Origin of the sequence: uncultured Cohaesibacter sp. (assembly GCF_963556055.3) — a bacterium.
Taxonomy (GTDB): domain Bacteria; phylum Pseudomonadota; class Alphaproteobacteria; order Rhizobiales; family Cohaesibacteraceae; genus Cohaesibacter.
In genome coordinates this window covers 105538-130000 of sequence record NZ_CAUVYE020000031.1, presented here as the reverse complement: position 1 = coordinate 130000, position 24463 = coordinate 105538, and the positions used below count along the sequence as shown (strand labels likewise).

Annotated in this window: 19 protein-coding genes and 2 rRNA genes (1 of these 21 cut by a window edge); 16 read left to right on the top strand and 5 right to left on the bottom strand. The window is 53.7% G+C overall.

Translation table 11 applies throughout. The features are described 5' to 3' along the window. From ACHZB8_RS20085 to ACHZB8_RS20075, 3 genes are all read left to right on the top strand, one after another. A 23S ribosomal RNA gene (locus ACHZB8_RS20085) occupies nucleotides 1-863 on the top strand (it extends 1864 nt beyond the left edge of the window). Nucleotides 864-1028: 165 nt separating this feature from the next. Further along, a 5S ribosomal RNA gene (gene rrf, locus ACHZB8_RS20080) occupies nucleotides 1029-1143 on the top strand. Nucleotides 1144-1497: 354 nt separating this feature from the next. Then, entirely contained in the window at nucleotides 1498-2124 is a 627-nt protein-coding gene (locus tag ACHZB8_RS20075) for a class I SAM-dependent methyltransferase (RefSeq protein ID WP_316862931.1), read from the top strand. Between the two features lie 85 nt (nucleotides 2125-2209). Here ACHZB8_RS20075 and ACHZB8_RS20070 read toward each other — a convergent pair whose 3' ends face one another. From ACHZB8_RS20070 to ACHZB8_RS20060, 3 genes are read right to left on the bottom strand one after another with little or no spacing between them, the layout of a single operon-like run. After that, entirely contained in the window at nucleotides 2210-2446 is a 237-nt protein-coding gene (locus ACHZB8_RS20070; RefSeq protein WP_316862929.1) for a thioredoxin family protein, read from the bottom strand. Between the two features lie 19 nt (nucleotides 2447-2465). Continuing rightward, nucleotides 2466-3431: a permease gene (locus ACHZB8_RS20065; RefSeq protein WP_316862928.1), complete on the bottom strand. Its 966-nt coding sequence runs from the start codon at nucleotides 3429-3431 to the stop codon at nucleotides 2466-2468. A 54-nt stretch (nucleotides 3432-3485) separates the two neighbouring features. Next, nucleotides 3486-3833, bottom strand: coding sequence for a metalloregulator ArsR/SmtB family transcription factor (locus ACHZB8_RS20060; protein WP_316862927.1), 348 nt, complete (start codon nucleotides 3831-3833; stop codon nucleotides 3486-3488). A gap of 129 nt (nucleotides 3834-3962) precedes the next feature. On the opposite strand from ACHZB8_RS20060, the gene ACHZB8_RS20055 reads away from it, so the two are divergent. Next, nucleotides 3963-4460: an arsenate reductase ArsC gene (locus ACHZB8_RS20055; RefSeq protein ID WP_316862925.1), complete on the top strand. Its 498-nt coding sequence runs from the start codon at nucleotides 3963-3965 to the stop codon at nucleotides 4458-4460. A 43-nt stretch (nucleotides 4461-4503) separates the two neighbouring features. Here the strand turns inward: ACHZB8_RS20055 and ACHZB8_RS20050 are convergent, their stop codons facing one another. Beyond that, complete coding sequence (locus ACHZB8_RS20050) at nucleotides 4504-5502, bottom strand: response regulator (protein WP_316862923.1); 999 nt, start codon at nucleotides 5500-5502, stop codon at nucleotides 4504-4506. A gap of 216 nt (nucleotides 5503-5718) precedes the next feature. On the opposite strand from ACHZB8_RS20050, the gene ACHZB8_RS20045 reads away from it, so the two are divergent. Beyond that, nucleotides 5719-6678 (top strand): HAD hydrolase-like protein, encoded by a 960-nt coding sequence (locus ACHZB8_RS20045; RefSeq protein ID WP_316862921.1) that lies wholly within the window; start codon nucleotides 5719-5721, stop codon nucleotides 6676-6678. Nucleotides 6679-6752: 74 nt separating this feature from the next. On the opposite strand, the gene pelA is transcribed toward ACHZB8_RS20045, so the two are convergent. Then, on the bottom strand, nucleotides 6753-8288 hold the full coding sequence (gene pelA, locus ACHZB8_RS20040; RefSeq protein ID WP_316862920.1) for a pectate lyase: 1536 nt from the start codon (nucleotides 8286-8288) through the stop codon (nucleotides 6753-6755). 376 nt (nucleotides 8289-8664) lie between these two features. Between pelA and ACHZB8_RS20035 the strand changes: the two genes are divergently transcribed. From ACHZB8_RS20035 to ACHZB8_RS19985, 11 genes are read left to right on the top strand one after another with little or no spacing between them, the layout of a single operon-like run. Then, nucleotides 8665-10422 (top strand): hypothetical protein, encoded by a 1758-nt coding sequence (locus tag ACHZB8_RS20035; RefSeq protein ID WP_316862919.1) that lies wholly within the window; start codon nucleotides 8665-8667, stop codon nucleotides 10420-10422. A gap of 7 nt (nucleotides 10423-10429) precedes the next feature. Next, nucleotides 10430-11644 carry an AAA family ATPase gene (locus ACHZB8_RS20030; RefSeq protein WP_316862918.1) on the top strand — a complete coding sequence of 405 codons (1215 nt, stop codon included), beginning with the start codon at nucleotides 10430-10432 and terminating at the stop codon, nucleotides 11642-11644. Beyond that, nucleotides 11641-12612, top strand: coding sequence for a DUF58 domain-containing protein (locus ACHZB8_RS20025; protein ID WP_316862917.1), 972 nt, complete (start codon nucleotides 11641-11643; stop codon nucleotides 12610-12612). The genes ACHZB8_RS20030 and ACHZB8_RS20025 overlap by 4 nt, the downstream gene beginning before the upstream one ends. Further along, complete coding sequence (locus ACHZB8_RS20020; protein WP_316862916.1) at nucleotides 12609-14240, top strand: hypothetical protein; 1632 nt, start codon at nucleotides 12609-12611, stop codon at nucleotides 14238-14240. The genes ACHZB8_RS20025 and ACHZB8_RS20020 overlap by 4 nt, the downstream gene beginning before the upstream one ends. After that, on the top strand, nucleotides 14237-16876 hold the full coding sequence (locus ACHZB8_RS20015) for a VWA domain-containing protein (RefSeq protein ID WP_316862915.1): 2640 nt from the start codon (nucleotides 14237-14239) through the stop codon (nucleotides 16874-16876). The genes ACHZB8_RS20020 and ACHZB8_RS20015 overlap by 4 nt, the downstream gene beginning before the upstream one ends. After that, on the top strand, nucleotides 16873-17787 hold the full coding sequence (locus ACHZB8_RS20010; protein WP_316862914.1) for a hypothetical protein: 915 nt from the start codon (nucleotides 16873-16875) through the stop codon (nucleotides 17785-17787). The genes ACHZB8_RS20015 and ACHZB8_RS20010 overlap by 4 nt, the downstream gene beginning before the upstream one ends. A gap of 30 nt (nucleotides 17788-17817) precedes the next feature. Further along, nucleotides 17818-18909 carry an AAA family ATPase gene (locus ACHZB8_RS20005; RefSeq protein ID WP_316862913.1) on the top strand — a complete coding sequence of 364 codons (1092 nt, stop codon included), beginning with the start codon at nucleotides 17818-17820 and terminating at the stop codon, nucleotides 18907-18909. After that, nucleotides 18909-20516, top strand: coding sequence for a hypothetical protein (locus tag ACHZB8_RS20000; RefSeq protein WP_316862912.1), 1608 nt, complete (start codon nucleotides 18909-18911; stop codon nucleotides 20514-20516). Before ACHZB8_RS20005 ends, ACHZB8_RS20000 begins: the two co-directional genes overlap by 1 nt. After that, nucleotides 20509-22686 (top strand): hypothetical protein, encoded by a 2178-nt coding sequence (locus ACHZB8_RS19995; RefSeq protein WP_316862911.1) that lies wholly within the window; start codon nucleotides 20509-20511, stop codon nucleotides 22684-22686. The genes ACHZB8_RS20000 and ACHZB8_RS19995 overlap by 8 nt, the downstream gene beginning before the upstream one ends. Continuing rightward, nucleotides 22679-23197 carry a hypothetical protein gene (locus ACHZB8_RS19990; RefSeq protein ID WP_316862910.1) on the top strand — a complete coding sequence of 173 codons (519 nt, stop codon included), beginning with the start codon at nucleotides 22679-22681 and terminating at the stop codon, nucleotides 23195-23197. The genes ACHZB8_RS19995 and ACHZB8_RS19990 overlap by 8 nt, the downstream gene beginning before the upstream one ends. Continuing rightward, complete coding sequence (locus ACHZB8_RS19985; protein WP_316862909.1) at nucleotides 23194-24459, top strand: hypothetical protein; 1266 nt, start codon at nucleotides 23194-23196, stop codon at nucleotides 24457-24459. The genes ACHZB8_RS19990 and ACHZB8_RS19985 overlap by 4 nt, the downstream gene beginning before the upstream one ends. Nucleotides 24460-24463 lie beyond the last annotated feature (4 nt).

Below are 24463 nucleotides of genomic sequence, written 5' to 3'. Positions count from 1 at the left end.
CCCGTGAAGATGCGGGGTTCCTGCGGTCAGACGGAAAGACCCCGTGCACCTTTACTATAGCTTCGCGCTGACAGTTGTGTTGGCATGTGTAGGATAGGTGGTAGGCTTTGAAGTCCGGGCGCCAGCTCGGATGGAGCCATCCTTGAAATACCACCCTTGTTGTCATGGCTGTCTAACTGCGGTCCGTTATCCGGATCCGGGACAGCGCGTGGTGGGTAGTTTGACTGGGGCGGTCGCCTCCCAAAGAGTAACGGAGGCGCGCGATGGTTGGCTCAGACCGGTCGGAAATCGGTCGTTGAGTGCAATGGCATAAGCCAGCCTGACTGCGAGACTGACAAGTCGAGCAGAGACGAAAGTCGGTCATAGTGATCCGGTGGTCCCGAGTGGAAGGGCCATCGCTCAACGGATAAAAGGTACGCCGGGGATAACAGGCTGATGATGCCCAAGAGTCCATATCGACGGCATTGTTTGGCACCTCGATGTCGGCTCATCGCATCCTGGGGCTGGAGCAGGTCCCAAGGGTTTGGCTGTTCGCCAATTAAAGCGGTACGTGAGCTGGGTTCAGAACGTCGTGAGACAGTTCGGTCCCTATCTGCCGTGGGCGCAGGAGAATTGAAAGGAGCTGTCCCTAGTACGAGAGGACCGGGATGGACGCACCTCTGGTGGACCTGTTGTGGCGCCAGCCGCATTGCAGGGTAGCTATGTGCGGAAGGGATAACCGCTGAAAGCATCTAAGCGGGAAGCCCCCCTTGAGACGAGTTCTCCCTGAGAGCCGTGGAAGACCACCACGTTGATAGGCCGGGTGTGGAAGCGCAGTAATGTGCGAAGCTTACCGGTACTAATAGCTCAATCGGCTTGATTACTCTCATTTGTCTATACTCATTCAAGGCGTCTTTTGCTTAAGCAAAAACGCCGAAACTAAGCGATAGGTGATTTGTTAAAATCACCGTTAGCGTCCCAAACGCGCGGTGAAAGCTTCAATCCCTTCGTAAATACAAACCAGCTTCTCAATTCTTGCTCTTAACCGGCCTGGTGGTTATGGCGAGGAGACCAAACCCGATCCCATCCCGAACTCGGCCGTTAAGCTCCTCAGCGCCGATGGTACTCCGTCTCAAGGCGTGGGAGAGTAGGTCACTGCCAGGCCTGTTAAGCGCAAGATCATAAAAACCCCCGTAGATAATCATCTCCGGGGGTTTTTACGTTAATAAATCAATGTTGATCAATACCAGTAATTGGAAAAGATAGTGAAAGGAAGAGAAATAAGAAGATTTTTAACTAAAGATCAGTTTTGTGATCATCTTTAATCAGAATCCATAACCAAAAGACTTCTCTCATCTTGGCTCTTATCCTCATGTTAATTTGGAAGGCGTATGGTTTCGGCCATTGGAGCTTTAGAGTGTTGGCGTAAAAGCGAGTTAAAAGATGAGCGGAGTTCTTCGATTTTTAAATGACTATTCCAATCCAAATTCGATTGGGTCCCGCATGCGGGCAAAGAGAATGAAACGGATCAGGGACATAATCGAGGAAATTGTTTCTGAAAAGGGAAACGCGGTTATTCTCGACGTTGGCGGTCTTCTACAATATTGGATGATGCTGGAAAAGAATTTGGCAGAGAAGTGTCATTTGATCATTCTGAGTGACGAGCCGCAGGAAAGTACATTCTCGGATTTGGCAGATCAGTTTCCAGGCTCGGTCGAGTTTAGACACGGTGATGCTTGTGATCTGTCTGAGTACAAAGACGATGAGTTTGATCTGGTGCATTCCAACAGCGTTGTTGAACATGTTGGAAATTATGAGCGCAAGGTACAGTTTTCAAAAGAAACTCAGAGAGTTGGGCGATACTATTACGTGCAGACTCCCAATCTCTGGTTCCCGGTCGATCCACATTACATGTTGCCGATAGTCCATTGGCTGCCAGCTCCATACCGATTTAAACGTCTGACTTATAAGGGGCTGGGCCCGGGTAACCCACCAATGCATGATTATGCAAAAGCTGCCGTTTATATCGAGCATACCGATTTGCTGGATTGGGAGTTCTTCAAGCATCTGTTTCCGGATTGCGAGAAACATGTCGAGAAGGTTGGCCCCTTTAAAAAGTCCTTTATCGGTATACGCAAGAAATAATCTGCGTAGTTAGATTTAAAATGGCTGCCTGAATGGCGCGGACAAGCGCACCGGCAGCCATTTTTACGCTCAACCAGTTGGCCGATCAGGCTTTGATCCACTCTGCGATATCGCCATTGTCAGGCAATCCGCCAGCGTGGACCACCTTTTCGTCCATAACAACGCCGGGCGTAGACATGACACCATAGGCCATGATGTCACCCACATCGGTTACCTTTTCAAGTGAGATCTTTACGCCCAGTTCATCAGCCTTGGCCTGGATCATTTCTGCGGTCTTGCTGCATTTCTTGCAGCCTGAGCCTAAAACTTTGAATGTCTTCATTTCTGTTTTCTCACACTTTTCAGGTTAAGAGGAAATTGAATCCGTATCCGACGAGAATGAAAGCGACAAACAGAATTGACACAAATGTCGCAATCAGTTTGGGCTTGAGTACTTTTCTCAAGATGATCATTTCGGGAAGGGAAATTGCTGCAACCGACATCATCAGGGCAAGCAAGGTGCCCAGTGGAACACCTTTTGCCATGAGCGCTTCGATCACGGGTATGACGCCTGTCGCGTTGGAATAGAGCGGAATGCCGGCAAGGACGGCAATGGGTACGGCAAACGGATTTGAGGATGAGGCGTAGGAGACGAAAAAATCCTGAGGCACAAAGCCATGCAGGATTGCGCCCAATCCAATACCGATAAGGACATAAATCCAGATCCGTCCGACGATTTCCTTTACCTGTCCCCAGGCGAAACGCATTCGCTTTTTCCAACTGAAACGACCAGCGGGCAAAGCAGATTTGCCCATGCGGATTTGCCAGACATATTCTTCAACCCATTTTTCCAGTTTCAGCCTTTCGATGAGGACCCCGCCGATAATCCCGACGGTCAGTCCGGCGAGGACATAAAGCAGTGCGACTTTCCATCCGACAGCAGCAGCTAGAATGACAACGGCGACTTCATTGATCATTGGCGAGGCAATGAGGAAAGCCATTGTCACACCAAGCGGAATGCCGGATTCAAGAAAGCCGATGAAAAGGGGGACGGAGGAACAGGAGCAAAAGGGTGTAACCGATCCGAGTCCGACAGCCAGCGGATAAGACACATAACGCGGGCGCCCTCCAATAAACTCCTTGACCCTTTCGGGGGTTAGCATTGTTCGGAAAAGACCGACCAGAAAAATTATGAGCGAGGTGAGAAAGAAAATCTTTGTCACGTCCTCGACAAAGAAGTGGGTGCTTTTCGCCAGTGATGTTGTTGGGTCGAGGCCAAGCCACACATATGTGATCAGGTCTGCGAGTTTTGTGAATATGCTCAGCATTGATTTCTCGTCTTGATGAACAGGGTGCGGCCAGGTGCCAAAAAGAGCAGCAGACTAGGCGACATCGCAGCGGGCCGGTCGGTCTTTCATGGCGCATAACCGTTTCTTGTCACCTTGTGCGATGGGGTCATCCTTGTTGCCTTCCATGGCGGCAAGCACAATCTGTTTTTTCCATTCGGCCATTTCTTCATTCACGGAATAGAAAACCCACTGGGCTCTTCTGTGGGAGACCACCAAGCCGGCATCGCGCATTGCTGCGAGATGTCGGGAGACTTTGGGCTGAGGCAAATCAAGTGCGAAAGAGATTTCGCAGACACAGAGATCCTGCTCTCCCTCCAACAATAACAGGGTACGCAATCGTGTTTCGTCACTAAGGCACTGAAAGAAAATTGTCTGTTTCATATGTGGATTATGCGCCAAATCGCATATGCAGTCAATCGCATATGTGATAGGGCGTATATGCTTTTTGAAATAGTGGCTTATTGGATCAAGAAACCGAAAATGGTCCGGAGACAATGAGAGGATACGCGCATGAATACCAAAACTTATAATGTTTTGTTTCTTTGTACGGGCAACTCAGCACGGTCCATTATCGGGGAAGCCGTTCTTAATCGCATTGGAAATGGCCGTTTCAAGGGGTTCAGCGCAGGGAGCAAGCCGAAAGGTGAAGTCCATCCCTTCACGATGGAATTACTTGAAAACCAGAATTTCGATGTCAGCGCATTTCGTTCAAAAAGCTGGGATGCGTTTTCGGGCCCTGATGCACCTGTCATGGATTTTGTTTTCACTGTTTGTGATAATGCGGCCAATGAGGTCTGTCCGGTTTGGCCCGGTCAGCCAATGAGTGCTCATTGGGGCGTGCCGGATCCTGCTGCCGCAGAGGGATCGGAAATCGAGCAGCGCCTTGCATTTGCAGATACGTTGCGCATGCTCGAGCAGCGATTGAGCATTTTCATCAGTTTGCCGCTCTCTTCTCTTGATCGCTTGTCTCTACAGAGAGAACTGGATGAAATAGGACAAGAAAAATAAACAAACCGGCAAACTTGGCCCGCTTCTGAAAAGAGCGGGTTTTTTATCGGGGAGGAGAGGGCTGTGCAGCGGCAATGTCAGATCGAAGCAGTGAGAGGTGTTTGATGCTCGTGCGCAAGGTGCGCTCAAGGCCGTCTGGCGGATTGCCTTTCTCGATATCGAGTGCGGTCTGGCTCAGGCGGAGAAGACCGAGATTGTCCGCCGCTCGTTTCAACTTCTCGGCCTTTTGACTGGCCGTTGCTGCGTCGGGTGTGTATGTCGCGTCATGAATGCCTTGCGACAGGTCCGGAGCGTCGTGCAAAAAGGCGTCGATCTGAGAGAGGGTCTGTTCAGCTCCCAGGCTTTCCAGATCATGCAAGATGACCGACGGGTCCAGAATTGGCCATTGCTCTTCAAGGAAAGGGTCGGGTTGTTCGCTGGCGACAAAGGCGTCTGAGACCATGCTTGAGCGAATGCTTTCTTCAAGGGTTGATCCGTCGAAAGGCTTGATCAACCAGCCTGAGAAAAGCAAACGCCTTTCATCGAGATCTGTCGCAGACGGTTGATGCTGGCTCATGGCTATGATCGAAAGCGTGGCGATGGATGCGTCATGATGCTTGCGCAGCCATTTGGCAGTTTTGTGCCCATCCATGATCGGCAAGGACAAATCAAGCAGCATCACGTCCGGGCGATGGGTCTCGACAAGGGCGATGGCTTCAGAGCCGTCGCTGGCTTCGATCACCTTATATCCAAGTTCGTCGAGCATCTTTCTGATGGATGCACGAATTGTGTCGACATCTTCGACCAGTAAGATTGTCAGGTTGCCAAGACTGAGCAGGGGATCTGTTTTGGTGTTCTTCTTGCCGAGAGTGGCTTGGGAAGCCTTATGCTCGCTTCTGTTCTTCAACTCCTTACCTGTTGAGGGTGCCTCGGGTTGGTTCTGGACCGCGCCTTTGCCATCTCCACTTGAAAATGCACCGCCAAGCCGCCGCCTGAGACTCGATAACAGTTGGCTGATCGGCCGCCGTGGCTGTTTGTCAGATGAGGCAGGTGTCTTTTCCATGTGTCGCAAATTGTCCGTTGGTCTCGGATAAGTCTGGTCGCGCCTTTTCTTGCCTGCTCTTCGGGGCGGGTTCTGAGGGCGGCGAATCTCTCCTGTCAGATTAGACAGGCCGCTTCCCGAGCGTCCAGCCCTTTCCGAGCGACTATGCCATTTCTCCTTGAAAAGGGGTTTGCTGTGTGTCCTTTCTCAATCCGGAGCTGGCAAAAGAGGGCAAACATGATATGGCATGCGGCAGAGGCAAAAAGAAAGGCCAGGCATGTGATACAGCAGACCCTTACCAGTCAGCAGGCTTTCGAACGTTATGAAGCGGTCAAGGGCCGATTTCCTGTTTTGCCTTTTGGCCCCCAAGAGCCAAAGGTTGCCGCTAATCTTGGTGATTTATCTGATCACTATGACATATTTGTCTTTGATGCGTTTGGAGTTCTCAATGTCGGGGAAAGCCCTATTGCGGGGGCTTGTGAGCGGATGGCGGCGCTGCGTTCGGCTGGCAAGAGCCTTTTTGTGCTCACCAATGCCGCGTCCTATTGTTTTGCTCAGGTCGAACAGAAATTCAAAAGGCTCGGATTTGATTTCGAGCCGGGTGAGTTGGTGTCCTCTCGCGCGGTGTGCGAACAAGAGATGGCCGGCCTTGATCCGTCAATCCTTTGGGGGGTGATTGCACCCAAGGCGTTTGATCAAGGTGAACTGGCTTTCAAGACATCTGTTCTGGGGGATGATCCGACCGACTACGAAAAAGTTGATGCATTTCTGTTTCTCTCGAGCGAGTGCTGGACCAGACCACGCCAGAGGCTTCTTGTCGAGGCGCTTCAGGCAAGGCTTCGTCCGGTGATTGTCGCCAATCCCGATCTTGTCGCGCCGAGAGAAAATGGCTTGACGCTGGAGCCGGGATATTTTGCTCATGATCTGATTGATCAGGTGCCCGGTCTATCGCTGGTTTTTCATGGCAAGCCCTTTGCCAGTGTCTATGATGAGATCGAAAGGCGGGTCGGAAAGGACGTGTCCCGTGATCGAATAGTCATGATGGGAGACAGCCTGCATACTGACATTTGGGGGGCACGTGTCAGGGGCTGGGGATCGGTACTGGTCACCGATCACGGTTTTCTCAGAGGACAGGACGTTCTGGCTTCTATCTCTCAGAGCGAAATCTATCCCGACTGGATTGTCGGCTCTATTTGATGGATACCATTTGGCCTGCCTTCAAATGGGGTTTCAAAGGCAGGCCTTGGGGTCAATAAGCAAATTGGGGGTGCTTATTGTTCCAATGGGTTATGGTCTGGAGAGTATTTCGCCTGCCATTCCGGATAGCCTTTTGCGAAAATCTTGCCAGGATCGGTCACATACCAGCTATATTTGATGGCGCGTTCATAGCTGACATCTTCAAAGCGATCGAACTTGTCGCCCTGACGGTTGGAGAATAGCGGTTTCAGGGTTTCAAGATTGATGAAGCGTGGCCAGATGGAACTGCCTTCCTTGTCAATGACAACGCGTTTCTGGCCAAACTCGGTGGAAACGTCGTTCACCTTGACCATCTTCTTGTTCTTGATTTCCTGTGACTTGAGGAAAGAAACTGCGCTGTTAACCGCCGTAATGACCTCTTTGTCCGGTTGGTCAATGCTCATCAGGAACTTGATGACATTGACGCTTTCGCCACCGGAAATCGAAGCGAGTTCATAGGAGCGGCCCTTGACGCATTTAAGAGTGTCAAAGGTATATTGTGCGCACCAACCGGTTTTCTTGCCATCAACGACCACCTGTTGGTCGAGGATCAGTTTGAGGCCTTTCTTGACCGCTGTATCCGCTTTTTGCGCCAGCTCATCCGAGACAAAGGCGAAGCCACCCTTTTTGGCGGCAACATCTTCGAGCACGCCCAACACGTTGGAAATGGCGTTGTCGTTGAAGGTCACATGTTTGTGATAGCCGACGGTGACGGGGAAGAATTGCGGCCAGCCACCATTCTCATATTGGCCATCGAGCAGGTAATTGATGCCTTTGAGGATGCTCGGCTCGATGGATGTATCTCCACTTGCTTTCAGGATCCGTCCAAGAGCGATTAATTGATAGCTTGTCGCGTTATTGTCGATGGTTGACTTCTGACGATAGGTCGGGAATTTATCGCGATCCACAATGGCGGCCATATCATCGGAACTGCCCAGCTTGAACCAGCCGCCGTCCGGATTCTGGTTGGCCATGATGCCCTTGGCGACTTTGATCGCCGCATCAGATCCGTACCAGTCAGCATCCTGCTTCAGGATGGTCTTGCGTGTGATCTCGCCCTTGGGGGCCGAGTAAATGCTGCCAGATGGCCGCAGAAGGGTAATTTCAGCCATTCCCCGTTTGGAATTCCAGCTATATTTTCCCCCCAGTGCCTCAAACACAAAACGGAATGGGACATAGACAGCGTCATCAACCAATTCCGGTGCAAGGGGAGCTTCCAGTTTCTCTCCATTGACGAGGGCGTCCTTTGTGCCCAGGGTCATGGAAACGATGTTGCCGTTCAATTCATATTTGACGGTGTTGCCATCGAAACTGTAGCCGCCGTCCAGCTCGTCCATGATGTCCCGCAATGGTGCGGTAACGATTTTCTTGTCGACCAGTTTCGGTTTGAGATAGAGCCCGTCAATCAGCTCGTGATAGCCTCCGTCAACCTTCATCATCGGTTCGCTCATGATCAGCGAAACAGTGTGAAGATCGCTATTCTCCCAGGTAACGGCTTCCTGCGCTTGGGCAATAGCAATCATGCTGGCCGCAGCACAAAGGCTGGCCAGAGCCAAATGTTTATTGCGCATGGCAATATGTCTCCTCTCTATGGGGCGCCAAGTGGGGGGCGCTTGACATGAATGATAGGCAACGGGCCTTGATGATGGCCATGGGGGAAATCTGGCTAAACCGGGTGCGGAGCTACGAAAATGTCCATCTTGGTCCTAAGGCTAAGTGTGAGCATTTTTAAGCCAATCCCGGATTTGGCCCGTTATTTCTCGCCGTAGGCAAGTCGTCCGTATCCGGCAGACAGCTGGGGGCCTGGTCTAAAGCCTGCATTTTGGCGGAAGCGATGTTTCTCTTTTTTGTGTGGATTTTTTTAAGGCGCAGGCCAAGGGACTCAGATAAGTCCAATAGTGAGGGATAAGTGGCAACCACCCTCTGTTTTTGTATTTTGGTGATTGGATGGCGAGGCAACATCATTGGCACAGTTGGCGTGATCTTTTGCAAGGCGTTCGGTCATTTGGCGTTCCGGCCTTGATTGCCCTGTTCTTTCCTGTTGCCTTGTTGCCTTTTGTCGGCCTTTCGCATGTCATCTCCCTTTCTGTACCAGCTCTTGGCGCAATTTCACTTCTGTCGGGGTTGCTGATCCTTTTGAGATTCGCAGGCCAGAAGAGAAGGGCGCTTCGTCTTTACTCAAGCGGTGCCTTTCATCGCCTTGATGCGATTTGGGCGATTGAAGAGGCGCACCGCAGTTTCCTTTTGGCCCATGCCCTGATCTGGGCTGGTGGCTGTTGGCTCATGGCGGCTGCAATCCTGTTCGGTCTTGGGGCGACCTCGGTATCTTATGTGCTGGCGGGTGGATGCCTTGGGGTCGGGGGGGCGCATTTGTTCCTTGGGCTCTTTGCCAGAAGGTCAATCTTCCGCCTTCTCTCATGTCGTCAGGATGCTTTGCCCTTGACTGGATGGAGCAGGGTGGTTCGCTATGGCCTTGTATCCGGATATCGCCTTGATGCCGACAGGATTGCTGACCCGGATGATCTTGCCTCCCTACTCGCCGTCATTCATGAAGATGATGCCCAGGCCGACGGTATTGCCTTGCGCATTCCTCGCTTTGGTGACTGGCCCGGACTGAAGCTTGTACGGGAGGCAAAACTGCGCCTTGGAGCAAGCGCGATACTGATCGGATTTGGTGGTTTGTCAGGGCTTTCTGCCGCCGTCATCCTGTTCGGGGTGATCGGGCTCAACTACCAGCCGGTGGTGCCGTATGGGGGCTCGCATGCTTCCGGGGCGCCGATGGCAACAGGCGGGCTGGCTGCAAATCCGGATTCCGTTCATCCCGGTGTCGGGGGCAATGGAGCGTCTGAAGGCCAGTTTGCACCTATGTCCGCGCCGATGTCCGAGACCGGAGGGGTTTCTCGCGGGGATCATGTGGCGTCAAACAGAGATTTCCCGGACGCGAACGGGAATGGTCCTGCGGATGGGCCAAAGGGTGATGGCGCTGCCTCTCAAGCCGAAGAGCAGGCGAGTGCGGCAGGCGGGGCTGACGCTCAAGGATCATCGGAACCGGCGGCTAATGCTTCTTCCGAAAGCGGTGTTGGTTCGGATCTTCAGGATGAAAAGGGTCAGGATGCCGGTGGCAAGCCGGATTCCTCAAGTGGAAGTGAAGGTGGTGATGGCGGTGGCGTCGGCGTCGGGCAATCTGCTCCTCAGGCGTTATCAGAGAATGGGACGGATTTTCCATCTGCCTCCGATGGGCGTGCTCCGCTTGAAATCGGTATGCGGCTGTCTGGTGAGGGGTCTGATGATGGAAAGGGTGCAACTGATGAAGACGAAGAAGCTTTCGGGCAAGGGGAAGATCAGCATTCTGCCCTTCAGGCTGCACAGTCAGGTGAAACAGGATCAGGGGATCAGGGCGGCTCTACCGATACCGGCAAGGGCGGAGCAAGCGGGAGCGCTCCGGCATCCGGTTTGAAAGCGCTTGAAGATGTTGCCATTCCTGATCAGTCTGCGGTGGAGGATACAGCAACAGCCGAGCGGCTTGATCATGTTGACAGGCGTCGGATCAGCGCCTTTGCCGACAGGGGTGCCAAACCTGTTCAAGTCCAGACACTTCATCCCAGAGTTGGGGCGGATGACAAAAATCTGCCAACTCAACCCCATATTCCTATTCAACAGTTGCCGCAATGGATGAGAATCCTGTTAGAATCCCAATCAAAATGAGGAAGTCATGCGCCAAATTTCGCCACAGCAAGCAGGTCACTTTTTGTTTCAGGTCAAGCGGTCTGTGCAGCGGGATATCATCGGTCAGGAAGAGGTGATCGATGGGCTGATCGCGGCTCTGTTTACCGGTGGTCATGTGCTTCTTGAAAGCAATCCCGGTCTTGGCAAGACATCGCTTGCGGTCTCCTTCGCCAACAGTCTGAAAATGATCGATGGCTCTGGTTACGGGCGCATTCAGTTCACACCTGATCTGTTGCCCTCCGATATCACGGGCACCTTCATGCCCGATCTGGAAGGGGGTGGGAAGGCCTTTGTTTTCCAGCCGGGCCCGATTTTCCGGCAGATCCTACTTGCCGATGAAATCAACCGCGCGACGCCGAAAACCCAGGCGGCCATGCTTGAGGCCATGGCCGAGAGAAAGGTGACGGTCTTGGGAGAAACCCGTTCGCTGGTGGTGGAAAGAGACTTTTCGCAAAATCAGCAAAGAGCGCGTTATCAAACACCCTTCATGGTGATTGGAACCCAAAACCCGATTGATCAGGAAGGAACCTATGATCTGCCAGAGGCGCAGCTCGACCGTTTCCAGCTCAAGCTCCTGATGAAGCCCACGAACAGTGATGTCCTTGTCGAAATTGTCGAGCGGGCTGCGAGTGGAGGGATGGCCGCATCTGGCGGGCGCGAGCCATTGGATATCGATCTTTATTCCCAAGAGCAATGTGGCTGGCTTGTCGATCAGGTCAAGCAGCTGCTTTTTGAGATGACCATTCCCAAACGAGTGCTGCAACATGGCACCAATCTGGTGCAGGCGACGCAGGGCAGAGCCTATTCCGATCAGTTGATCGATTTGTCGGATCGCAGAAAAGAGGCGTTGGGGCAGCTTGTGGAGCGCTATTTCGAGTGGCCATTGGGTCCACGGGCGGCCATTTCGCTTATCATGGCGACGAAAGCCAAAGCCTTTTTGCTGTCTGCTGAAAATCCGCAATCGGAAATGCAGGCGATGGTTGCCGCCGCGCTTGTGGCCATGGCCCCTTCTGCTTTGCGGCATCGCTTGAAATTCAAATATAACTGGGAACGTCTGGTGCAGCAGGATTTTCCGCAACTGAAGGCTATTGAGGAAACCGAACAGATGCGCAATGCGTTGCTGCTTCATCTGCTCGCACTCTCCGCTCCTGAGATCCCCGGTTATAGCGACTATTTCAAACCCCATCTTCTTGCATCATGAGAGATCTGCATCCAAATCCCGTTGACAGTGACGCGCTTGAGGAGATCCGCCTGCGTCTTCGCAAGCGTTTCATGACGTCCGGAGCCGGGGCTATCTTGCGGCGAAAAATGGGGCAATCACTCGATTATCGCGACCATCGTTCCTATAATCTGGGGGATGATGTGCGCCATGTCGATTGGCGGGCGTCTGCGCGTCATGGCGGAGAAAGAGACTTTCTCGTGCGCTCTTTCGAGGCAGAAGAGCAGTTCCTGATGCTGGTGGTTGTTGATGCAAGCGCCACGATGCGGGCCGGTCTGGAAGACGAGGGCCGGGTCAGCAAGCTGGAGGTCGCGCTTTGGCTCGTCGAAACCCTTTCGGTCATTGCAATGAGAGAGAATATTGCAATCGCCTTTGCCGCTCTTGATGGCCGTTCGGGCATGGGCCGTCCGGTCTTTGTGCAAGGGGGGCAGATTGAGGCGCAAGGGCTGGAATTCAAGACCCGCCTGCTGTCGTTGAAGGCACCTGAGCCGGGGTGTGAGGTGGATATAGCTCCGGTGCTTCATGGGCTGAAACAATCTTCCGTGACGGTGCTCATTTCCGATTTCTATCGCACCGGGACTGACAAGTCTGCCTTGCAGGAAGCTATTCAACTGGCGTCCCGAGGCTTCAGACAGGTCGTCGTCTGTGAGCTTGATAGCTGGCCTGCTGAACGGGCCATTCTTGCAAGGGAAATCGTCTCGCTGGCAGCAGTTGGCGGAATTGCTGCGCGAAAAGGAGAGTTTCAGGCGTCGGGACGTGAGCTTCGGCAAGCGGATGCGGCGATCCTGCAACAAAGGCAATCTTTCATGGAAGTCTTGCATCTGGGAGGCGTTATTCATTTTCCTTGGGACTTGCCGCAAGAGGGAGACGTCAGGGCCGTTGCAGATGATTATAGGGTGAAGCTCAATGATTTTCTCCTTCGAAGCGAATTGTTCGGGAGGTCTGTATGACCGGGTTCGGGCTATTTGCGATAGGGGGCGTGAGTGTCGTTCTGCTGGCGGTGATCGTGAGATATATGCGCCGCTCGATGGTTCGCTCGGTTTCGATATCAGCGCTTCAGTTTCTGCCAGAGCTTGCCAGTGCGCGGCAAAAGCGGGTGCGTTGGCAAATATCCATGCCTCTGCAAAGCCCGCTATTCTGGCTGCGTCTGCTGTTTCTGGCTTTGCTTTTGGCGGCTCTTTTGGCAGATGGTGTGTCCATCCATACCCAAAGGCAGGCCTCCCTTGGGGTGTTGATTGTTGTTGATCATTCTCCGAGCATGGCAATGGGCAAGCCGAGCCGATTGCAACTGGCCAATCAGAAGGCCGAGGATGTCAGGGCACATGTCTCGGCTTTGAAGGGATGTTCGAAGACAATTGCCTTTCCGTCCGTGCCCATCGGGGCGGCGCAGGCGATTGCTCGGGATGGTTTTGCCCCCGCTATGCTGATCAATTCTCTTACTGATAGCCTTGAAAGAGATCAGTCATGCGACTGGACCCATCTGGTGGTGATCAGCGATCTGCCGCCGCAAGCCATGCTTGCTCTTGAAGGGCGAGAACGAACCGGGACACCTCCATTCTGGTTTCAGGTCGGTACGCCCACATCCAACATGGCGATCAGTGGTGCCCATTTCTCTCCAGAAACACCCGAGGGAAGAGACGCGGATCTGGAGATTGAGCTGGAGGATTATGGCAAGCCGAGCGGCCCCGTTTCTCTGGAGCTCTATGGGCCTGATGACAAAAGGCTTGATCCTGTGGAGGCGATGGATCTTGGCGTGCCGGGGCGCAAGAGGCTTCATTTTCGGGTCTCTGAGGCGGGACGATATAGAGCGCTGCTGAATGAGACCGGGGGACTTGCGATCGACAACCGGTTTGAAATTACGCTGAACTCTATCGCCGCAATGCCTGTGATTCTGGATGAGGCTTTGTCGCAAAGCTCGCTCAAGCCTCTGCTTGAGAAGATCTCAACGGTGCATCATACCAACCCAGATCAGATGAGCGTTTCCATCGGTCTATTTGCTCCGGATGCGGTTTCCGTCAAACGCGGGATCTTTTTCCTTCAAGGGGAGGGAACGCGCTCTTCCGGTCTGGGCTATTTTGATGGCTCGAATGAACTGCTCAGATCTGTCGATCTCGATCTTTTCGAAAAGATGCCGTCAACAGGCTTGAAGGTGGTGCCAGAGGGCTTCAAAGCGGTTGTGTCTGACGCGGATGGGGCCTTGTTGTTGGCCATGCGCGAAGGGGATAATCGGGCGGTCCTCATGCCTCTGCCTCCGGGCGGATTTGCAAGCATGTTGCTCGAGAGAGCCAATCAGACCTGGCTCGTCGCCTTTCTCAATGCCTTTCGCTATGTCAATGAAGATCGTGGCCAGATCACTGCAATGGCCCATGTCGATGATACCGGAGCCCCTTTGTACGATGTCGCCTTTGAAAGCGATGTGGCCAAACCCGTTGGCTTGAATCCACAGCTTGAAGATATCCGGCCGGTCGCCGAGATCAGACAGGAAAGCCACGTTGTCTGGCCTTGGCTTCTATTGGCGGCCTTGCTTGCTTTGGGGCTTGAAAGGGTGCTCGATCAGCCCTTGAGGAGGCGGATATGAATGCCTGCACGCTGATCGCCCCTCACGTCTCGTTATCTGGCTGGCGTGGTGATTGCCTTGGGGCCGGATGGGCACCGGTTGCCGGTTTCTGGGCTGCGGTGCTGGTGACAACGCTTGTTGTTCTTGTTGGCCTCTATCATGTCTATCGTGGCAGCTGGACCGATAAGCGGACACGTCTTCATCGGCTGCTCGCCATGGGGAGCATCATATTGGCTTGTCTCTGTCTTGCCGTTGCGATGGGGCGGCCCCTGTTGGTGCGTCAGTCGGATCCGGGAGATAGGCATCTCATTTTGCTTCTCGATCAGTCGGAAAGTGCCCATAGGCAGGAAGTGGCGCGGCGGGCGCGACTGCTTCAGGTGGCTGAGCAAATGAGGCTGCTGTCGAGCGCTTTCGACAAGGATCCGCGCGTTTCCCTGATCGATTTTGCTGCAAGACAGGAGATCAGGCTCAACCGCGGAAGCCTTGCCGACGGTATCACTATGCTTCTTGGCGACGAGATGCCTTTCGGCTTTTCTCAGAACGGGACGGACATTGGTTCCGCTCTCAAACTGGCCAAGGCTCTTGCAAGCGAGCAAAGCGATGAGGATATCATCCTGCTGCTGAGTGACGGACTCGATACATCGGGTTATTTGCAAAGTCTGGGCAAGAGCGAAGGGGCCAGTCTCCCAAACCTCTTTGCCTATTCATTCAATGCAGGGTCGCCAGCCGAGGGGATCGTCTCAAGTTATTTGCCTGCGGTTGTCAAAAACGCGACGGAGCCGAATTTGCGGGTCGTGTTTGACCCCGGGAGTGCGAGGGCTCTGGCGGATCAAACGATTTCTCTTTTTCGGAATGGGGAACGGCTCGCTCTTGATTGGGACATACTCAAATCCTCATCTGCCGTTCAATCGCTGAAACTGCCGGTTCGGTTCGATGGTCGGGGGCTGCAATTCGTCGATTTTCGTATAGGCGATCAATCGCGTGTGTTTCAAAACAGGATTTTCACGCTGGTTGAGGCTCCAATCCGGATTCTGGGGCTTGGCGATACGGATTTCCTGTCGGTTTTGCCAAAGGATCAATTCGATGTGGAGCAGCTACCGGATCTCGATCTCAATCTCAAGGATATGGATGATTTCGACATTCTGGTCCTCGGATCGGTAAGGGCTCAGCAATTGGGGCAGGAAAGGCTTTCGGAGCTTTCCAAGGCGATTTCCGAGCGTGGTTTGGGGTTGATGATCGTCAATGGTCCGATGGTGGGACGGCCTGATGAGCCAACGGTCGTGCAGAGCTATCACGAAACGGCGCTCGATCTGCTCCTGCCGGTTTCGCCCGACCCCAAGTTTCTGCTGGAAGACCCGCCGCCCAGAGATACGATCGTGCTTGTGGATACGTCGGGATCGATGTCAGGGGGTGGATTGGCCGCCGCCCGTTCGGCGATTGCCGATCTGCTCGACTATATGCGCCCGCAGGACAGTTTGCAGGTCATCACGTTCGGCGGTCTTTCCAGCGGACGCCAACGCGGGGACGGGGTTGGTAAAGGCGCCATTCGGTCCTTTGCCAGCCGGTTTCCCACCGGCGACAGTTCCGATGTGTCCCGGGCCTTCGAGGCGGCACTCCGGCTCACCGGCAACTATACCTCTGTCTTTCTGATTACCGATGGCATGGTCAATCCTTACGACTATGCGAAAGCGGGACTTTCCTTTTACTATCTGCAATATAACAGTGGTAGCGGCTCACTGAATCGCGAGATTGCCGGAGCTGCGAGGCAATCTCAAATCTTGCGTGCGGGGCAGGGATTGACGTTCAAACCGGATTTCTTCGATCCGCAGGAAAAATCGGAATTCTTTTCTCCCGATCCTGTCAGTCCCCGAGTCGTTACACCGATCAAGGATATCTCAGGGGGTATCGAGACAAGCGGTGTCGCCTTCAGCTATGCGAGAGCTGATGCCGTTCGCGCGTTGATCAGCGATGGGGATGAGGGGGAGCCGGTGCTAGCATTTCGTCAATCAGATCTGGCAGGGAACGGGAATGTGGCAGCATTCCTTTCCGATTTTGATGCCAATTGGACTGACAATGAAGCAGGCCGAAAGGCGATTGCTGCAAGCCTTTTGCAATTGGTCAAATGGTCTGAGCGGTCCCGTTATGGCTTCGAGCTGAGTGATCTTGGTGACGAGATCGGTCTGCGCATCACGATCTTGAGCGATGGGACACATCAAGCCTTGCCAGAGGCCCTGTCTGCAACGTTGGTGACGGGTCTGCACAAGACAGGTATTGCCCTCAAGGCGGTGGGGAGCCAGAAAGGCGTGTTCGAGGGGCGCTTTGCCTTGCCGAAATCGCCACATGGTGCCACCAAATGGCTTCTTTTTCTTGAGGAAGAGGGACGAGGGGCTCTGTTCCGTCCTCAGTCCATTCCGATCAGTCTACCTGATCCGGTTAAGGGAGAGACGAGCAGGCGTGAAGCAGCCACGTTCGGGGTCAATTTGCAAGCTCTTGAAGCCATTGCCAAGGCAAGCGGTGGGGCTCTTGACGACTTTTCCGCCTTTGATGCCGATGGCAGGCGCCTTGGGGTACCGCCCTGGCCCGTGCATGACTTTTTCATTCTGGTCGCGGCACTTTTGTTTGGCTTTGCCTTTTTTGCAAAGGGAGGGCGGTTATGACGGAAAATTTCGCGCTGGATCAAGCGGCCTTGAAAAAACTCGAAGGAAGCGGTCTTGTTGATCTCAAGCGACTTGAGGCGCAAGAGGTGATCGAAGTGCTTCGCTCGCTTGTCTACCAGTCGGTGGCTCATATCTTCGAGAATGGTGACAAGCCACATCTCTCCCGTAGCGCTGTGCGGGTGCTCGTGCTAATGCTCGCAGGGACGCGCTGGTTGCGCAATCGGAAATCCAGTCACCTGGGCTTCCTGAAGACAGCTCTTCATTTTTCGGGTGATGAAAGCGCTTTTCACAAGAATCTCATGGCTCAGGCTGTCGGGGCGAGCGAACAGCGGAAAAGCTGGCGCTGGCGGCTGCTCAATCTGGGATGGCAGACCAATAGCGGCCTTCTGGGTAGCGATGAGTTGTTGCCACTCTTTTTCGAAGTGGCCTGGTGTCAGCCGGCATTGCAACTTCATGTCCAGGAGACCATTCGCAGGGACTGGAAAGCCAGAACGATCCTTGATCCCAGCAACATTGCCTGGCCGGATCGTGTATCCTTGGATTTGATACTGATTCTCGTCGTTCTGGCTCTCCTTCCAGAGAATCAAACAGGTGGATCGCTTTTCCAGCGAATTTCCCGTTTTATCAGAAAAATCAGGGCGCAACAGACTGAGAGAATCGGTCATTATCTGTCTGTGAGATCCAAATCTGCATTGAACAGTCTTGGTCAGCAGGTGGATCTGGACCATCTGGTTGCGATGGATGTCACGGTCAGAATGGCAGGAGACAAGAAATCGAAGCATTTCGATGCTTTCTGCCAAAGCTCGCCGCTCATGCCCTGTTTCGGAGATCCCGAAAGGGCTGGGGACGGAACTGAAGGGGAGGGTACCATTTTTGCCCTCGCGAAAAGATTGGCAAATGGCCTGTTATGAGCGTTTTTGTCGGGTTGAATGGAGTCTAACATGTTTTCCCAACGGATTATGGCCGAGATACTGGATCGGAATTCGGACCTGTTCGAAGACCTGGTCGCGATCAAGAAAAACTTGAATGGTCGGTTTTTTGGTCTTTCCGAGCAGATTCACTGTCAGATGCTGGCGGTCGCTTCTGGTGAATCCATGCTGCTGATCGGTCCTCCCGGCACGGCAAAGTCGCGTCTCATTCGTGCCTTTGCGCAATTGTGTGGATTGCTCAGCGATGACGAGCTGGCCGGTTCGGAATCTCGCTTGTCCGTTGATGATCTCAGAGAGTTTCAGGCCGAGCCGCGTTATTTCGAATATCTTCTGACCCCTTTTACGGAACCGGGCGAGCTGTTCGGATTTTTCGATATTGGTAAACTGTTCGACAGCGAGCAGAAAAGCGCTCAGCTTGAGCGTTTGCATGAAGGCATGATGCAGCATGCGGAGATCATCTTTCTCGATGAAGTCTTCAATGCTTCGAGCGCCATCCTGAACTCGTTGCTCACCTTTATCAACGAGCGCAAGTTTCATGATCGTGGCAAGTCTTACGAGGTCAAGCTTTCCTGCCTGTTCGGGGCGACGAACTTTCCGCCCAAGCGTTCGGAACTGGTGGCCATCTATGACCGCTTTTTGCTGAGAAGCTGGGTTGAGAATGTTCCGCCCGAACCCAATGCGATAGGGTCTTTGTTGCAGGCTGGCTGGCAGGAGACCAACGCAACGGATCTGGGACAGACCTTTCCGCATCTTCTGGAACGGGCAGACCGGTTTCGGGCCGACATAAGGGCCATGAGCCTTTCAGGCGGGCTCGCCATTGATCGCGAGGAAAAGGCGGTAAGCGAAATGCTGGTGCGTCTGTCCTGTGTTGCCGAATATGCGCGGGGGCGGCGCTTGTCGCAGCTTTCCAACCGTCGTCTGGTGCGGTTTTCGAAACTGTTCCTCGTCAATGCGCTGTTGCGCGCAGCCGAGCAAGGCTCATCGCAACCGGAAATCGACATTTCCGAGGAATTGATGCTGCTTTCGCGCCATGGATTTGATCGCCTGCCGGACCCGTTTCAGGAAAATGATCTGAAATCCCTGCTGGTTAAGGGCCAATTGTAATGGATGTCTTTCTGGTAGGAGCTCAGCAGTCGAACGAACTGATCGCGGCAGCGGTCGGACGTGCTGATGCTGCCTTCCAGGATGAGGCACGTCGTGTGTTGCGGATGTTCCATGATCGTCATATCGGAATTTCCCCGCGTTTTGCGCTTGAGCTGGCCAAGGGCTTTTCGCTTCATGCTCCAGATTATTCCAATCCGGTTCGTCTTGCGCTTTATCGCAGGCTCCTCGATAGCCTCGATGGCACAGATGCGATGAAACAGGATCCGCGGCAGTTTGACCATATTCCGCGCCATATGCTTTATGATCTCTGCCTTCTTCCTCTGGCCGGGCTGATTGTGGAAGAGATGGCCCAGACCTATCTTTTCAGCTTTGACAGCGAACTTGCATTGGTGCCCGAACTGGCTTTCGACAGCTATGCTGATCGGTTCGAGAACCTGTTTTTCGACGCGAGCCAAAGTCACGGTCACAGGAAGGCCGAGACGGAAGCCGCCGGGGACAAATGGGCTCTGTTTTTTGAACGGTGTGCGCATCAGCTCTGGGGCGAGGTGCAGAGGACGCGGCAGGGAGGTGTTGCATCGGTTACCCACATGCTTTCTCGCGTCTATTGCGATGATGTCCTGTTGCGCATGCTTTACGGGCTCGTGCCAAAACCCAAATTTGCGCTTGATCCGGGGCGGCGGAGCTTTGAGCTTACCGAGGAGCAAAACCCGCTTCTCAGCCATCCCAAACAGGGTGGGGTTGTGGGGATTCACACCTCTTCCAGGCTTGAGGATGTGGAGGATATGCTCGTCTCCGAATTCCTGCTTCCGCCACAGATTCTGGCAGACAAGCTTTTGAACTCTTCCTTTTTTGCGCGTCATCGTCCGCCACCACTCAATGAGCAGCAACAAGTGATGCTGATGGGAACATGTCTTGACGATGGCGATGATGCCGCCGTTGCATTGGTCAAGGCGAGTTGGCTTGAAGCTGTTTTTCGCATGGCGATTGCTCTTTTCGAAAATGATCTGCTCGGCTCAGAGATCCGGTTTGGCCAGTGGCGCGAGGGAGCTGGTCTTGCCGCCTCGGGCATTCGTGTCGGGGACTACAAGTCGCTACAGAATCTCAATCCCTTTTCAGCGACACGATTTCAAATGCATCGGTTTTTCTGCGATGCTGGATGGTTGCCGGGCTTTCTTTCCGTCGTGCCGACGCTCGATGCGGACATTGAGGCCAAAGGCAATCGCGAGGAGCAATCCCAGCATCAGGACATGCAGATGCTGACGATTCTTGACGCGCTCTTTCCAGAAGCCAATGATCCTCCTCAGGAAGACAAAGCCAGCTTCAGCGCTGCCATGGTGGTGGTCATTCGCAAGAGCCGGATGGAGTCCAGCCCGATTGCCATGGCGGGCATCAACTGGCTCGTGCCGGTGCATGGATGCGTCATTGATTGTCCTGATCAACTGCTTGGTGGCGGGCAGTTTGTTGTCGAGGATGGTCACAAGAGCACCTCCTCCCTTACAATTGCCGGAGATGAGGGAAAGCCGGCGTCTCGCGAGGCGCTCAACCAGATTTCTGCGGAACTTATCGCAAAGATCATGCAGTTTTATTGGGAGCGTGTGAATGGCTAAGCAAGCAATCTATATATTGCCGCGCCTGCCGGCTCTCGTGCTGCTGGAAATTCTGGTCGATCTGTTCGAGACGTCCGACCGGGACATGTTTGATCGGGTGCACATCCAGTGCGAGGCGGACGGGAATGCCGTTCTCTCCCTGAAAACAAAACACACGCGCCTTGGTGTTCGTTCCGATCCCAAGGTTGAAGGGGTGTTGTTCGATGCTTTCAACCTGCATGAATATGTTGCCACAAAGGGCTGGCATTTGCCGGAGGATCTGGCAGATATCAGGCTTGAAGACTTTCCCGAGCAGGATCTGATGCAGGCCCTTTCAGGCCTGATTGCGTTGTCCATTGCGTCCAGCCAGACGCGGATTTTGCTCGAGACCGAGGGCAGCCGAATCGCCAAAGTCACCCCGCTTGAAGAATGCGCCTATATTCTTGGGGCTTTGGGGCCATTTTCCAAAGCGGCCGAGTCCTTTGCTCGCATTGAATGGCGCTCGAGCGGTATGGCCGTATCCTGCCTTGATCTCGTCAAGTCCGCTCCGCAAGGCGCAGTTGACGAGGCCGCCAGTCTTGCCATCGCAAGGATCGGTCTTAGTCCGGAATGGGGCGGAACGCAGGACATAACCTATAAATATCGCGACCTGTTTGAATCCGAGGTCGACTTCCGTTTGGCCTTTCCCATGTCCGGTGGGCACCATTTGCTGCTCAAGCCGTCCATCCAGCTTGAGGTGCCGGTTCGCTATGCTGCCTCTGCTGTTTTGAATGCCGTGTTGCGTAAGCTGGTTGGCGAGAAGAACACGGTTGCTCTTGCTCTTGACTGGCAAAGCGATGACAGCGGGTTTGTCGAGATAGAGGCGTTGCAGGTCGATTTGCCCAGGCTTGATGTCATTCCGACGGTTGACAGCAAAGCTGCGCAAAGTGGCGGCGGGCCGGTTTCTGTCCAATATGTTGAATTTGAACATAGCGATGATGCAACCCTGAACCTGCGCCAATTGTTGCAGGATCATGCCGGGGAAATAGGGCATCGTTTGAGCTTGCAAAGACTTCCCTATTATCCTGATTCCGAAGAGGTGTTGCTCGAGATCGATCAGCAGATTGATGAGCTTTCGATTCGTCGTGATCTGATCGTCGGAGAAGGGGCGGGCGACTGGCGTCTGTTGCGCTTTTCTGCCGATAATCTTGATGCCTTCGTCGACTATTTGCGGCGCTTTCGGCAGGATGTGGTCGATTCTGGCTACCTGCGTTATGGTTTTCGGTCCAGTGAGCATGCGCCAATGGGCGTGCATTATCTGCTCTACCGGCTGCGTGATGTCGGAATAGAGCCGGCTTATCCGTCGGCTTTCTGGCAGAGCAGGATTGATAGTGGCACGATCAGTCATCGCATCGATCCGATGTTTGCCCAATTCTCGGTTGCCAACAAGGCCAGAAGTCTGGTTTTTACCCCACAGGGCCACGCGATCGTGCCGAATTTTCGGGCCACCCAGGGCGATATCGATGCCTATTTGCGACAGGGGTTTGGCGGTTTCTTCGACTATGGCGCGGCCTTTGTCGAAGGGGAGGAGAGGGAGCTTGATCAGCCGATCTATCTTTTCGGTTTCACCAAGGAGGATCGCATTCGTCTCGAGATCATGGATGCATCAAGCTTTCAGCCAATCAAGCGGGTTGTTCCCTTTCTCAATGACAATCTGGAAATCGGGCATCATACCAGGATCGGAGACTTCATTGCCAATGTGACCGATGCCCAATGGCGTTCTGACCGACTTGAGTCTTTGCAGCAGAAGAACAGCGCCATGTCTGAGACACTGGGGCAACAAATGGCTGCTCTGGACCGCCAGTTGGCTGCGCAGAGCGAGCAGTTGCTGGGGGCCATGACCGAAGAGATCAACGCTCTGCGTCTCTATCTCTCCAAGATTACCGGATTGATGGAAGATCTCAGTGATCGCTCGGTGGCACTTGAAGAGCTGGTTGGCGAGAGTTTGCGCAACGCCACATCCTATGAAGATATGGTCAACAAGATTCCAGGCCAGTTTTCAGAGCTGGAGCAGACCCGGCGGGCCGTTCAGGATGCAATCTGGACGGAATATCAGAATTCGGAGGCTTTCGTTCAGACCGCCAACAAGAATATCACGGCGATGGGCCAGATGATCACCAAATTGCGCGAGGAGCTGGCCAAAGATGAGTGATCCTTCTGACCGGCGGGCTCTTGGCGATTATCAGACGCTGCTTGACCCCTTCAATCAGTCTCTCGAACAGGGAAAAGCCGAGATTCCGCAGAATATCGAGCGCTCGAGACGGAGCATCATGCGCATTCTGAATGCGTCTCAACGCGGACACAAGACCGTTGCCGCTTTGCGCGAAGAGAGACAGGAGATCGTTCTTCAGGCCAAACAGGACTTCAGAGATATCCGACGTGTGTTGATCATCGGAAGGCTGTTTTATGGGCGTGTCTATTTGAAAGTCCTTGCTGTCAAATGGTTCTTCTATCTGCGCCTGTTCTTGTTGCGTTATCGCCATGCGTTGCTCGGGATTGTGGCCTTTGTGCTTTTGGTCTGGTTCGTAACCACCTATGTGCCCATCCTGTGGTCGCTTGCGCTTGATTGGTTCAGTCCCCTGCCCGACGCAAACAAGGCTCGAGAGTTTACCACAGGGTTCGTCTGGCCAGCGTTGCAAAGTCTGATGGAGGGCCCCGCATGAGCTTTCACATCCGGCGGAGACGCAAGAAGCAGACATTTCATCAAACCCAACGGGCGTCCTCGCTCTCTCCGCTCTTGCAGGATCGGCAATATGAGAGGCGCCGCCGCCCCGGACTCTTGATTGTTGGTGGCGTTGGCGTTTTTCTTCTTATGCTCGTTGTTCTGTTCGTGCTTACCAAAACAAGATCATGGCCAGATCTTCCGCTCTTTGGTCTGTTCTACAGGTTTCATGATGCGGCTTATCTGCCACTCAAGGGTTGGCTTTGGACTGCCTGGTATCCATGGTGCCTCGTCTTGTGGGTACCGGTCATCTTCCTCATTGGGATCGTTGGTGTCTCGTGGATTTTCGGGATTGAGCCGGTTCGCGCTTTGCATCGCAAGGCTATCTTGACGTTGCTCGGGGTGTCGCGGCTTCAATTGCCGAAGGGGCAAATTCATCATTTGGGGTTTTTCCGGTCAGTTGTGGCGGCCAGTCGTCGGATGATGCTGAAAACCGATTTCATCGGGCTGGTGACAGAGCATACGCTGGAAGCGCAGTTCGATGCGATGGAGCATGCCTTTCTGTGTGGAAAGGCGATTGACGGTCAGCAGGTTCGTCAAGCCGGACGTCTTCTGGACGCGCAATCCGTTTTTGCTGACACCTTGATGCAAAGCGGCGAGATTATGCAGGATTTGCCAGCAATACTTGATCTGGCTTTTCTCAGTCATGTCGATGTCGATCAGGTTCTTTCGCTATCCGAGCGTCTCAGGAGCTTTGAAATCAGTCAGCATGAGGATGCTGGCGCAGACGCTGACCTTGGGCTTTTTCTTGCCAGACAGGCAAATGCCGGAGCCCCGCTGTCATCCTGTCTGGAGCCGCTAAGGCAGGCTTTCGCTCCTTTGGATCAATTGGCAAGTTCCGCCATGGCAAGCAATTCCCGGTTGCGCTCCATAGAGCCCGGAGAAATCGATTTTGCGCATCTGCTGCGCCCTTGTGCCTTTGCCTTTTTTGCAATGGACGACAAGAACTGGGCCATCGCTGCGCATGCCGGTCTTGCCGTGATTGACCGGCTTTACAACGCGCTCGTCTTGTCAAAAACCTATCAGGATGAAGCTCAGGCACTGGCCTGGTGGATGAGGCGATCCCGTCTGGCGACGATCCGGCGGATGCATGAAAAACGTCATGTGGACAGCGCGCCTTATCAACCGCTTTCGATCTGGCCGGAAGAAGCGCAGAGCTATTGGACGCACGAGGGCAGTCGCCTGGCGGCGGGAGGGGTGTGAGATC

Bases quoted from the DNA above. Each gene is read 5' to 3' on its own strand.
- ACHZB8_RS20075 (WP_316862931.1), top strand. From the start codon at position 1,498: ATGAAACGGATCAGGGACATAATCGAGGAAATTGTTTCTGAAAAGGGA.
- ACHZB8_RS20070 (WP_316862929.1), bottom strand. From the start codon at position 2,446: ATGAAGACATTCAAAGTTTTAGGCTCAGGCTGCAAGAAATGCAGCAAG.
- ACHZB8_RS20065 (WP_316862928.1), bottom strand. From the start codon at position 3,431: ATGCTGAGCATATTCACAAAACTCGCAGACCTGATCACATATGTGTGG.
- ACHZB8_RS20060 (WP_316862927.1), bottom strand. From the start codon at position 3,833: ATGAAACAGACAATTTTCTTTCAGTGCCTTAGTGACGAAACACGATTG.
- ACHZB8_RS20055 (WP_316862925.1), top strand. From the start codon at position 3,963: ATGAATACCAAAACTTATAATGTTTTGTTTCTTTGTACGGGCAACTCA.
- ACHZB8_RS20050 (WP_316862923.1), bottom strand. From the start codon at position 5,502: ATGGAAAAGACACCTGCCTCATCTGACAAACAGCCACGGCGGCCGATC.
- ACHZB8_RS20045 (WP_316862921.1), top strand. From the start codon at position 5,719: ATGATATGGCATGCGGCAGAGGCAAAAAGAAAGGCCAGGCATGTGATA.
- pelA (WP_316862920.1), bottom strand. From the start codon at position 8,288: ATGCGCAATAAACATTTGGCTCTGGCCAGCCTTTGTGCTGCGGCCAGC.
- ACHZB8_RS20035 (WP_316862919.1), top strand. From the start codon at position 8,665: ATGGCGAGGCAACATCATTGGCACAGTTGGCGTGATCTTTTGCAAGGC.
- ACHZB8_RS20030 (WP_316862918.1), top strand. From the start codon at position 10,430: ATGCGCCAAATTTCGCCACAGCAAGCAGGTCACTTTTTGTTTCAGGTC.
- ACHZB8_RS20025 (WP_316862917.1), top strand. From the start codon at position 11,641: ATGAGAGATCTGCATCCAAATCCCGTTGACAGTGACGCGCTTGAGGAG.
- ACHZB8_RS20020 (WP_316862916.1), top strand. From the start codon at position 12,609: ATGACCGGGTTCGGGCTATTTGCGATAGGGGGCGTGAGTGTCGTTCTG.
- ACHZB8_RS20015 (WP_316862915.1), top strand. From the start codon at position 14,237: ATGAATGCCTGCACGCTGATCGCCCCTCACGTCTCGTTATCTGGCTGG.
- ACHZB8_RS20010 (WP_316862914.1), top strand. From the start codon at position 16,873: ATGACGGAAAATTTCGCGCTGGATCAAGCGGCCTTGAAAAAACTCGAA.
- ACHZB8_RS20005 (WP_316862913.1), top strand. From the start codon at position 17,818: ATGTTTTCCCAACGGATTATGGCCGAGATACTGGATCGGAATTCGGAC.
- ACHZB8_RS20000 (WP_316862912.1), top strand. From the start codon at position 18,909: ATGGATGTCTTTCTGGTAGGAGCTCAGCAGTCGAACGAACTGATCGCG.
- ACHZB8_RS19995 (WP_316862911.1), top strand. From the start codon at position 20,509: ATGGCTAAGCAAGCAATCTATATATTGCCGCGCCTGCCGGCTCTCGTG.
- ACHZB8_RS19990 (WP_316862910.1), top strand. From the start codon at position 22,679: ATGAGTGATCCTTCTGACCGGCGGGCTCTTGGCGATTATCAGACGCTG.
- ACHZB8_RS19985 (WP_316862909.1), top strand. From the start codon at position 23,194: ATGAGCTTTCACATCCGGCGGAGACGCAAGAAGCAGACATTTCATCAA.